We start from the raw sequence: 10,067 nt of genomic DNA, 5'->3' as shown, positions 1-10,067 counted from the left end.
ATCTCGGTCGGCGAGATCACGGCGCCCACGCCGGTTTCAGTCGGCTTGATGACGTTGATCGGATCGGTGGAGATGAGCTGCGGGAACGCGAGCGGATTGCGGCCCCAGATCATCATGGCGAGCGTCTGCAGCAGAATCGACACGCCGATCGCGGTAATGAGCGGCGCGAGACGCGGTGCGCGGCGCAGCGGCTGATAAGCGATTCGTTCGATCGTGTACCCGACGAAGGCGCAAACGACTGCGGCAACTGCGAGCGCGATGCACAGCGTGGGGATGTTCCCGAGGCCCGGGAAGTGGTTCTGCAGCACCGTGATGGCGGAGAGCGCAACCATCGCCCCGACCATGAGCACATCGCCGTGCGCGAAGTTGATGATGCCGAGAATGCCGTACACCATGGTGTAGCCCAGGGCGATGATGGCGTAGATGCTGCCGAGTACGAGTCCGTTAAGGAGCTGCTGGATAAAGATGTCCATTGCAATACCGGGTTGAATGTCGAGGCGATGTCGGTAGCGGCCATTCCCACCACTACCGTGCTACTCCGTTGCTACGGTTGATATGAGATTACGAAGCCGATATCGACCGCACAAACGAAATCGCCGCATGAGATATGCCGGACTGGAATATGTTGGCTAGGGATAACCCTAGATTGTATTGCCGAGAATCCGCAGCAATTCCTGCGAGGAATGCAAAGACAGCGCGACGACGGTCGCGCTGGAACGACGACTTCGTCTGGATCAGATCGTGGTGAGCAGCCAGTCGCGGAACGTTGCAGCCTGCGTACTAAGCGGACGATGTTTCACATACACGAGATGATCGCCGCGCCCCGTCTCGTACTGAAACTGACCGACTCGCTTGAGTTTGCCGGATTCAATCGCCGTGCGCGCCATCGAATCCCAGACAAGACTCACTCCAAGTCCTTCGAGCGCGGCGTTTAGCGTCAACGTCAGTTGGTTGAACGTAATCGCTTTTCCGGGGATTTGATAATCGACGCCGAAATGGTCGAACCAGTCCTGCCAGTCGAGGCAGTCCCACTGGTGCGAATCGAGTTGTATAAGCGGTAACGAACGCAGATCACCCGGCGTGGCAGGCTCGGGATATTGCATCTCGGCACTGCAGACCGGATAGACAATCTCGTGAATGAGGGGCGTGCTCTCCAGCGTCGTCCAGTCACCCGATCCATAAAGGATGCCCAGGTCGTTTTCACCGACGCTGTGCTCATTCATTGAGTTGGTCGAAACGACGCTCACCGTAATGTCCGGATATTTCTGGTTGAAACGAACGATTCGGGGAAACAGCCAATAATGCGCAACCGACAGTGTGCAGCTTATGGTGACGGCCTCCCCGGATTGCGCATTCCGGGCCTTTTGCACCGCACGCTGCAACCTGTACAAAACGGGTTCCACTTCCTCAAGAAAGCTTGCGCCCGCCTTGCTCAACGTGATGCCGCGCGCGTGCCGGTCAAACAGCGCACAATGAAGCGCCTCCTCCAAAGCCTTGATCTGTTTGCTCACGGCGCTCTGCGTGATCGAAAGCTCACGCGCGGCCGCCGTAAAACTCCCGCTGCGGGCGACGGCCTCAAAGCACACGAGCGTCTCGATCGGAGGCAACGAATTCAACATCCTCAACACATTCGTCATCTCTTCACCATTGCGTAGCCACGGGAATCCCCTCAAGATCGCCGATTATAGGGGATGATATTTGGCGCCATTCCGAATGAGCATAGGCCCGATGAACTTGCGCATCAGCCAGGTTCTGTCCGTATAGCGGACGTCATTTCCCGTTTTCCATTACGCCGAAATCGGGCGTGGCGCCAAGGTATTCCATCCAGGAAGGCATCATGACGAGATTTCGTTTGCTTCAGAGACATCTTGCTCTCTACGATTTCGCTCACCTATCCCTCACTCTCTGAATGCTTATCATGATCCCGGCATCCGCTTACCTTCCGCACGATCTCGAACGTGCATTGCTGGTTGGACGAATCTGGCGACAAACCCCTGCGGGTGCCGGCCCATGTGTCGTTGTCGTTCGCGACGGTATAGTCTTCGACATCTCCCGAGCGGCGCAGACCACGGCAGACCTGTTCGATCGAGAAGATCTGGTCGATTTCGCTCGTGCCGTATCGGGCGAATCGCTCGGCGATGTGCATGTCCTGCTCGAGCACAGCCTCGACGCATCGCGCGACACCGACCGGCCTTATTTGCTCACGCCATGCGACCTTCAGGCAATCAAGGCATGTGGCGTAACCTTCGCGGTGAGTCTCCTCGAGCGTGTCATCGAGGAGCAGGCCGGAGGCGATCCAGCGAAAGCACAAACCGTTCGCGCGGAAATCACGCAACTGATCGGCACCGATCTCTCGAAGATCAGGCCGGGCTCCGAGGCTGCGATCAGGCTGAAGGAAGCGCTTCAACGCCGTGGTGCGTGGTCACAGTACATGGAGGTCGGGATCGGCCCCGACGCCGAGGTGTTTTCGAAGTCGCAGCCGATGTCCGCCCTTGGATTCGGCGCGGATATCGGCCTGCATCCGGCCTCCGCATGGAACAACCCCGAGCCGGAGATCGTTCTTGCCGTCAACAGCAAGGGCAACGTGATCGGAGCGACGCTCGGCAACGACGTCAATCTGCGCGACATCGAAGGCCGTTCCGCTCTGCTGCTCGGCAAATGCAAGGACAACAACGGCTCGTGTGCGATCGGCCCGTTCGTTCGCGTATTCGACGGAACATTCACGCTCGACTCGGTTCGCGCGACCAGCGTGTCGCTTCGGGTGGAAGGCGCAGACGGCGACTTCCTGCTCGAAGGTGTGAGCCATATGCGGGAAATCAGCCGTGATCCGCTCGATCTCGTCTCGCAGGCGTGGGGCCGGCACCATCAGTATCCGGACGGCTTCATGCTGTTCCTCGGCACGATGTTCTCGCCGATCAAGGACCGTGACGCGCCCGGCGGCGGCTTTACCCACCACATCGGCGATCGTGTCACAATCAGCGCGCCGCCGCTTGGCGCCATCGTCAACACCGTGCGTCTTTGCACCGAAATCGAACCGTGGACGTTTGGCGTGCGAGCGCTTTATGCCAATCTCGCTGCGCGCGGTCTTTTTTAAATCGGAGTCAATTCGACATGCAGACAGAGAACCCTGTGACGTCGGCGCCTTTCGCGCCTATCGACGAAGCGGTCGCGCTCGCGCACGCTGCCCAGGCAACTTACGGCACGGCTTCGCGTGCGGTGCGCAGCGCCCTGCTGCGCGGCCTTGCCGACACGCTTGAGCGCGACGCCGCCCAGCTCGTCGCGATCGCCGACGACGAGACCTCGCTTGGCACCGCGCGTCTGAATGGCGAACTCGCACGCACCGCATTTCAGCTGCGCGGCTTTGCCGAACGCGTGGACGCAGGCATCGCCAATCTCCAGGTTGACGACGCGGCCGTGCCCGGCGCGCCGCCAGCGGGCCGACCGCAACTCACGCGCGTGCACGTTCCGCTCGGGCCTGTCGCGATGTTCTCGGCGAGCAATTTCCCCTTCGCATTCTCGGTGCTGGGCGGCGATACGGCGTCCGCGCTCGCCGCGGGTTGCACGGTGATCGTCAAGCCGCATCCGGGCCATCCTGAACTCTCACGCCGCGTGCATGCACTGGCCGCGCGCGTGCTGCGCGAACAGGGCCTGCCGGAAGGCGTGATCGCGTTCGTCGATCAGGCATCGCGCGAAGCGGCGGTGCACCTCGTGGGTCATGCAGATATCGCTGCGGTGGCGTTCACGGGTTCGTATCAGGGTGGCGTGGCCCTGTGGCGCGCCACCAATGCACGCCGTCGGCCCATTCCGTTTTATGGCGAACTGGGCTCGATCAATCCGCTCGTCGTGCTGCCGCAAGCGCTCACGGATGGGGTCGAAACGCCTGCCGCGACACTCGCCGCCTCGATCACGATGGGCTGCGGACAGTTTTGCACGAGCCCGGGGTTGATCGTCGTGCGCGACGATACCGACGGCGATCGCTTTGCGCAGGCGCTGGCGCAGACGTTGTCCACCCAGAAGCCGCATGCGATGCTCACGGCGGACATGCGCCGCGGCTTCGAAAGCGCTACGGCGCATGTCGCCGCGCAGGCGGGCGTGCGCGTGCGTCTCGCGGCGTCGGCAGAAAACGACGAAGCGACAGCGCCCGCGCCCCGCCTGTTCGAAACCGACGCGCAGACGTTCATTGCCAACGCGGCGTTGCACGAAGAGATGTTCGGCCCGGCTGCGTTGATCGTGAAGGTGCGCGACGAAGCGCAAACGCTCGACGTGCTCAGCGCCGTGGAAGGCTCGCTCACGGTCACACTGTGGGGCGCGCAAGCCGACACGGCCGCAAATCGTGCGCTTGCAGCTACAGCGCAACGTATCGCGGGGCGCGTGCTGTTCGGCAGCGTGCCGACGGGTGTGGCCGTCTGCGACGCGCAGCAGCACGGCGGACCGTGGCCCGCTTCGACGCAACCGCAAACGACTTCAGTGGGCTATGCCGCGATCGAGCGCTTCCTGCGCCCCGTTGCATTGCAGGGCGCACCACAGTGGGCAATTACCGCGACTGCCGGAACGGCTACGGTGGCATAAAGCTGGACAAGGCGGCACGTTGTCCGCGGACGACGCGGCGCGGATCGTCAGCGAAATGTCTCGGCGCAAATGCGTTATAGCGAGGATCGGCGAAAGCGGTTAAAACATTTGTTGACAGGTTTTATCGGGCCGCTATAATGGCCGCCTAGCTTCAAGACGTGCCCAGGTGGCGGAATTGGTAGACGCACCAGGTTCAGGTCCTGGCGGTGGCAACACTGTGGAGGTTCGAGTCCTCTCCTGGGCACCAGAAGATGTTCCGGCACAAGCCGAAGTAGTTCGAGAAACCCCGTAAGATCGAAATCTTACGGGGTTTTTTGTTTCTGCGGATGGCCGTCATATTCCGGTGGCATCAGCAATTTTTGCGTATACACATGCGTATACGCGGAATTGCGGTGCAAGCCATGTCCAAAGGCGTCAGAACCCAAGTCTGAAGCGGTGTTTCGCGTCGCTAAACCGCGCGAACGTCCCTATCTAATCACCGATGGAAGCGGGCTTGCCCTACGCGCCTGACTAGACGAAAGCAAAACGCGGCTGCTCCGCTATCGTCGCCCAGGTACGGGAAAGGAGAACTTTCGCAGCCTGCCCCCTACCCCGAGGTTGCATTCGTCGAGGCCCACAAGTCCGCCGCGATTGCTCGCGAACCGGCTAACGAGGCGCTTTAAAAATTAACGGAGGCCGAGGACCGAAGCCAAATTCCGTGGTTCACCGAGGGAGGATCTCAACGTTCCGTCGTCGTCTTTCCAGTAAAGCGCCGGTGTCGCGTCAATACCAAGATCGGACATCAGTTGCTGATTCTCGTCCAGTTCCTTCCTGATCCTCGCATCCACGTTTTCTAGCGGCGCTATTCCACTGTCATTAAGCGACTTCATCTGTCCCGGTTCACTCACTCGATTGATGCCGAACTGGACCATTTGATGGTCATGAAATGCCTTCTGTGGGTCTTTTGCCGAGAGTAACGCCGCGGCCTTGCCGTAACTCGTTGGCGTCAGAATGCCAACCAGGATGTTCCGGATCTGAACCTTCCCGGCCTTGACCCAAGGTTGCGTATCACTCCAGAGGCGGCTGCAATATGGACAATTTGGGTCTGTGAAAACGTACATGATCCGCGGTGAATTCGGATTTCCTTCCCGAATCCAATGACTTTTTTCCAGTTGACTCCAGACACCGCCACTCAATTGGCCACCAACAACCTTTATCAATGCGCCCTTGGTTACATCATGGCCCTGCGCATCGAACAGCGTGCCAGCTAAAAAGTACTTGCCGTCACTTGTACTGTAAAAGGCCAGCGGCTGTTGCCCCTTGTATGCAGCCCACCCAGTCATGCCCGCGGGTGCCGGCGCTATACGTCCCACAATTTTGACTCCAGCCGATTCGGCGAACTTCTGCAGTCCCGGCGGAACGACGGGCTGATCCGCTGCGGAAGCAAAGCGGCTGACAATTGCCACCGAACTTAACGCGATTAGGGCAATCGCACCCGCTGCAAACGAGACTGACTTCAATCTAATATTCATTCGTGAGCACCTTTTCCTGGTAAGTCGCCTATATCGCCGGTTCTTGCTCGCGATGCACTCCCGGCTTGGCCGCCTTCTGCATCTACCAGAGAGGCCACCCGTTGACAGGTACCTGCTTGACTAACCAGCCACCGCTGACCGGCTCCCGTGCCGTCGCGGAAAACGACCGAAGTCGTCGGCAAACCGATACCGTGGAACGCCGACGACAGACCCATAGCCTTGCCCTTTGATCGCGTCACGTCCACGCGAATCAACGTGACATCACGAAGCGCTGGTCAACGCGCACGATGTGATGCGGGTACTGTCCATCAGCTGTAGCCGAGGCAGCAAATGATCATTGCGATTCACGCATTTATGTTTCTGATAGATATCGCCACCAGATACATCCCGAATCCAAACACAGAGTGCCCTACGACACTCTTTAAACGTTCAAGATTTGGATGCGGCGTCCTGGATGCCGCAATTCCCTCGCCCATTCCAGGCATCATCACAAAATAAGGAGCGACCAAAAACATCCAAAGCAAGAGCATTGGAGGAAGGATTGTTGGCTGCCGCAACCACTCACCACCCCATATGGTGACGAGAATCAAGCCGTACACGATCCCCGTCACATAATGCACCATCCAACCGAGTGCGAGTTCCCCATTGATGGGAGAGGCGCGATCGATATTCGCGTGAACGAAGCGCCCCGAAGCCATATGGCCGACCCAGCGCCCCACCATCGCCCAATCGGGTCCCGAGATACCGAAAAGCCTCGAACCCACGGTTATCCACAGGTCGAGGATCACCGTCGCACCGATACCTATAACGGACGCCCGCACCGCACTTTCCATTACCGCAATCATTAATGCGCCCTGCTTGATAATTGATTAAAAAACTGAGTGCAGTTTCGAGAACACGTGAGAATGGGAACGTGATGTGTCGATAAGCATTAGCGAAGACCGGGATGCCGCAAGCCGAAGTCCAACAAAGTAGCTTGCCGAGATATCGACTTCATAACCATCGCGTTTCGGATATCGTCAGCCGCCACCTGCCAGGACCATCTGGGGCCGCGCCGCTCCCGCCTACAAATTGCCACGGAGCCGAACGGCGAATCCGCTGCGCGTTAGTTGCGACCTGCCATAACGCCACCATCCACGTCCCAAATCGCACCCGTGACCCAGCTCGCTTTATCCGACAGCAGGAACGCAACTACCTCCGCCACATCTTGAGGCGTGCCTATGCGACCGATGGGGTGAAAGCTGTTGAAGCCCTGCAGGGCATCATGCACTTCAGACTTCGAGATAAACCCTTCGTAGATCGGCGTCGCAACGACCGCGGGCGACACCGCGTTAACGCGGATCTTCCTGGCGGCCAACTCCATCGCGAGGTGTTGCGTTAACGAGTGAAGACCCGCCTTCGCCATCGAGTATGCTGACGACGGCGTTGCTGCGATAGCTTGTCTGGCCCACATCGAACCAATGTTGACGATCGAACCCGGTCGATTCGCGTCCGCCATGTTCGCGGCGACCTTCTGCGTGATAAAGAAGAACGCCTTGTTCAGCTTCATATACTGGTCGTAGTCCGCTTCATTGTGCTCCAGGAACGGCTTCGGGAAGAAAATGCCTGCTGCGTTGACGAGCAAATCAATGTCTTTGTGATCTTCGTCGATTGACCTCAGAAGCGCAGCCAGTCCTTCCTCGCTGGAGATATCCGCGGCCAACGCCATAACTTCGCCCTGCGCACTCAGTTCCTTTCGCGCCTGCTCAGCTTTCTCAGCACGGTTCCCAACAATCACAGCGCGGCCACCAGACGCCACGACCGTCCGAGCCGTTTCAAAACCCATCCCGCTAGTACCACCAATCACCAGCAACTTCTTACCGTTGAACTCGTTACTCACGTTGATATCCTTTCTGACCGGCCACAGGTTATGTCCGACAACTACCAAACGGTGCTACACATCGCTTTTCCGCGACCACCGATGAGACGCCGGGTACCGACACCGAAACAGCGCACTTAGTAGATTAGCTATCGATGTCCAGGCAGATCTTCTGCACCGCCACGGCGAGGCAAATCGTCAACACGCCCGAATTTTTGATAATTATTGTTTCTTTCGAACCAGCAGACAAACGAGATTAAACATGCGACGCAAAAAGAAAATCTTTGTGACAAGTCGAAGCCAGTGCGATCTTCCGGCGTTAAACCATTCACCGAAACTTCAACAGCGAACGCCCCACTAGAAGCAAGGATCATCAGCCTTACCGCGTGCTGTGCACACGCTCCCCCTCGGTGTGAAGCCCTCGGTTTCGGTCACGGCAGCAATTGGGCGCCAGTGTCAGCCGCGCCGTGTAGAGCCCCACGGCGGCGGCTGACCGCATTGAGAACCGATGCGCTAGCCGCGCGAAGAAGTCGGCTCCGGCTCAGCGAGAATCACTTCGCTCCTCGTGTAGAACTTGTAGGCGATGAATACGACCACGACCCACGCGGCAGACACTGCCAGAGACATCCGCATATCAGGGAGAATTGCGATGCAGACCATCACAGCCGCCATGAAACCCAATGCCAAGTAGTTGCTATACGGGTAGAAAGGCATCTTGTAAGAGATTTCCGCGTCGCGACCGCTTTGAATGCGCGTCTTTCTAAATTTCAGATGACTGACAAGGATGGACGACCACGCGCAGATCAGACCGAACACGGTGACCGAAGAGAAAAGCTCAAACGCACTTTCCGGCATGATGTAGTTGAGAACGACCCCCGCAAACATCGCCCCAAAGACGAGCATAATCGCGCGCGACGGCACCTTCTGGCTGTTCACCACGCTAAGGAAAGCTGGGGCATTCTTTTGCAAGGAAAGGTTGTAGAACGTGCGACTATTCGTGAACACGCTGGAGTTGACCGCCGATAGTACCGCCGTAACCACCACCAGATTCATGATCCCCGCCGCCGCCGGAACGCCGATCTTCGCAAAGACTTCCACGAATGGACTGCCCTTCGTGGTCAGCGAGGTCCACGGAAAGATCATCAGCAGCACGGCAATCGCACCCACATAGAAAATCAGCAGTCGCCAGAACGTGGCGCTCACGGCCTTTGGCATCGTTGTTTTGACGTCCTTTGCTTCTCCGGCGGCCAGACCAAGATTTTCAACACCGCCGAACGCAAACGCGACCATCACGATGGACAGAAGCGCACCTCCCCATCCTTTTGCGAAGAATCCGCCGTTAGCGACGAGATTGTGCGCACCAATCGGCACACCATGATTTCCCACCCCGAAGAAAATCATGGCAGCGCCGAAGCCGATCATCGCGACGATAGCGGCAACCTTTATGAGCGAGAACCAGAATTCGGCTTCACCGTATATCTTCACACCAGCGATATTGACCACGAACATCCCCGATACAGCCACCAGAGCAGTGACCCAGATCGGCAAGCCCGGATACCAGAAGTGCATGTAGTTGCCGAGCGCATTCAGTTCTGCCGCACTTGTGGCCAGCAGGAAGATGAATGCATTCCACCCATTCAGGAAGCCGACGAATCGATGGATGTAGCGATTCGAATAGGATATGTAGGACCCGGACACAGGTTCCTCGACCGCCATCTCGCCAAGCGCCCTCATCACGAAGTAGATGGCTATTGCTGCGAGTATGTACATGAGGAGAATCGCCGGGCCCGCTGTCTTGATGGCCCAGGACGACCCATAAAAGAGACCGGTCCCGATCGCGCCGCCGATCGCGATCATCTGGATGTGGCGGCTTTTGAGGTCTCTCTTTAAATCTTCCTGCTCGTACGCCTGTATTTCATTCGCTTCGCTCATTTTGTCTCCTCCAACGGACCTATACGTCCGTACTGTCTTCAAGATGCATAGCAACAACCCACGTACAGATGGGCCATGAAATGCCTTCACCCGAGATTTCCTCTCCCTCCCCATTTCTTTATCGTTATATGTAGTGCTAATTTATATATTTAATCGTTACTACACCGATTCGCGCCCGCGAAGTGATACAAAATCTA

The 10,067-nt window shown here is 57.9% G+C and carries 8 protein-coding genes and 1 tRNA gene; 3 read left to right on the top strand and 6 right to left on the bottom strand.

Annotation, left to right across the window (positions count from 1 at the left end; translation table 11 throughout):
- A partial coding sequence (locus tag Q0L30_RS16270) for a branched-chain amino acid ABC transporter permease (protein ID WP_296658331.1) occupies positions 1-473 on the bottom strand: 473 nt, incomplete at its 3' end.
- Positions 474-734: 261 nt separating this feature from the next.
- Positions 735-1,637 carry a LysR substrate-binding domain-containing protein gene (locus Q0L30_RS16265; protein ID WP_296658329.1) on the bottom strand — a complete coding sequence of 301 codons (903 nt, stop codon included), beginning with the start codon at positions 1,635-1,637 and terminating at the stop codon, positions 735-737.
- A 281-nt stretch (positions 1,638-1,918) separates the two neighbouring features.
- Between Q0L30_RS16265 and Q0L30_RS16260 the strand changes: the two genes are divergently transcribed.
- From Q0L30_RS16260 to Q0L30_RS16250, 3 genes are all read left to right on the top strand, one after another.
- A complete protein-coding gene (locus tag Q0L30_RS16260) occupies positions 1,919-3,094 on the top strand; it encodes a fumarylacetoacetate hydrolase family protein (RefSeq protein WP_296658325.1) in 1,176 nt (391 codons plus the stop codon).
- Positions 3,095-3,111: 17 nt separating this feature from the next.
- Entirely contained in the window at positions 3,112-4,569 is a 1,458-nt protein-coding gene (locus Q0L30_RS16255) for an aldehyde dehydrogenase (NADP(+)) (RefSeq protein ID WP_296658323.1), read from the top strand.
- A 160-nt stretch (positions 4,570-4,729) separates the two neighbouring features.
- A tRNA-Leu gene (locus Q0L30_RS16250) sits at positions 4,730-4,816 on the top strand.
- Positions 4,817-5,234: 418 nt separating this feature from the next.
- Here the strand turns inward: Q0L30_RS16250 and dsbG are convergent.
- The 4 genes from dsbG to Q0L30_RS16230 form a co-directional block, all read right to left on the bottom strand.
- Positions 5,235-6,080 carry a thiol:disulfide interchange protein DsbG gene (dsbG, locus tag Q0L30_RS16245; RefSeq protein WP_296658321.1) on the bottom strand — a complete coding sequence of 282 codons (846 nt, stop codon included), beginning with the start codon at positions 6,078-6,080 and terminating at the stop codon, positions 5,235-5,237.
- A gap of 344 nt (positions 6,081-6,424) precedes the next feature.
- Positions 6,425-6,925 carry a DUF2938 domain-containing protein gene (locus Q0L30_RS16240; RefSeq protein ID WP_296658319.1) on the bottom strand — a complete coding sequence of 167 codons (501 nt, stop codon included), beginning with the start codon at positions 6,923-6,925 and terminating at the stop codon, positions 6,425-6,427.
- A 260-nt stretch (positions 6,926-7,185) separates the two neighbouring features.
- Positions 7,186-7,959 carry an SDR family NAD(P)-dependent oxidoreductase gene (locus Q0L30_RS16235; protein WP_296658316.1) on the bottom strand — a complete coding sequence of 258 codons (774 nt, stop codon included), beginning with the start codon at positions 7,957-7,959 and terminating at the stop codon, positions 7,186-7,188.
- A gap of 492 nt (positions 7,960-8,451) precedes the next feature.
- Positions 8,452-9,870, bottom strand: coding sequence for an amino acid permease (locus tag Q0L30_RS16230; RefSeq protein ID WP_296658314.1), 1,419 nt, complete (start codon positions 9,868-9,870; stop codon positions 8,452-8,454).
- Between the last annotated feature and the right edge of the window lie 197 nt (positions 9,871-10,067).

The organism is Paraburkholderia sp., from assembly GCF_024281035.1.
GTDB lineage: Bacteria > Pseudomonadota > Gammaproteobacteria > Burkholderiales > Burkholderiaceae > Paraburkholderia.
This window is presented reverse-complemented; position numbering and strand designations above follow the sequence as displayed.

What these genes read in the sequence shown, in the direction of transcription:
- Q0L30_RS16265 (WP_296658329.1), bottom strand. Translation starts at nt 1,637, where the DNA reads ATGACGAATGTGTTGAGGATGTTGAATTCGTTGCCTCCGATCGAGACG.
- Q0L30_RS16260 (WP_296658325.1), top strand. Translation starts at nt 1,919, where the DNA reads ATGATCCCGGCATCCGCTTACCTTCCGCACGATCTCGAACGTGCATTG.
- Q0L30_RS16255 (WP_296658323.1), top strand. Translation starts at nt 3,112, where the DNA reads ATGCAGACAGAGAACCCTGTGACGTCGGCGCCTTTCGCGCCTATCGAC.
- dsbG (WP_296658321.1), bottom strand. Translation starts at nt 6,080, where the DNA reads ATGAATATTAGATTGAAGTCAGTCTCGTTTGCAGCGGGTGCGATTGCC.
- Q0L30_RS16240 (WP_296658319.1), bottom strand. Translation starts at nt 6,925, where the DNA reads ATGATTGCGGTAATGGAAAGTGCGGTGCGGGCGTCCGTTATAGGTATC.
- Q0L30_RS16230 (WP_296658314.1), bottom strand. Translation starts at nt 9,870, where the DNA reads ATGAGCGAAGCGAATGAAATACAGGCGTACGAGCAGGAAGATTTAAAG.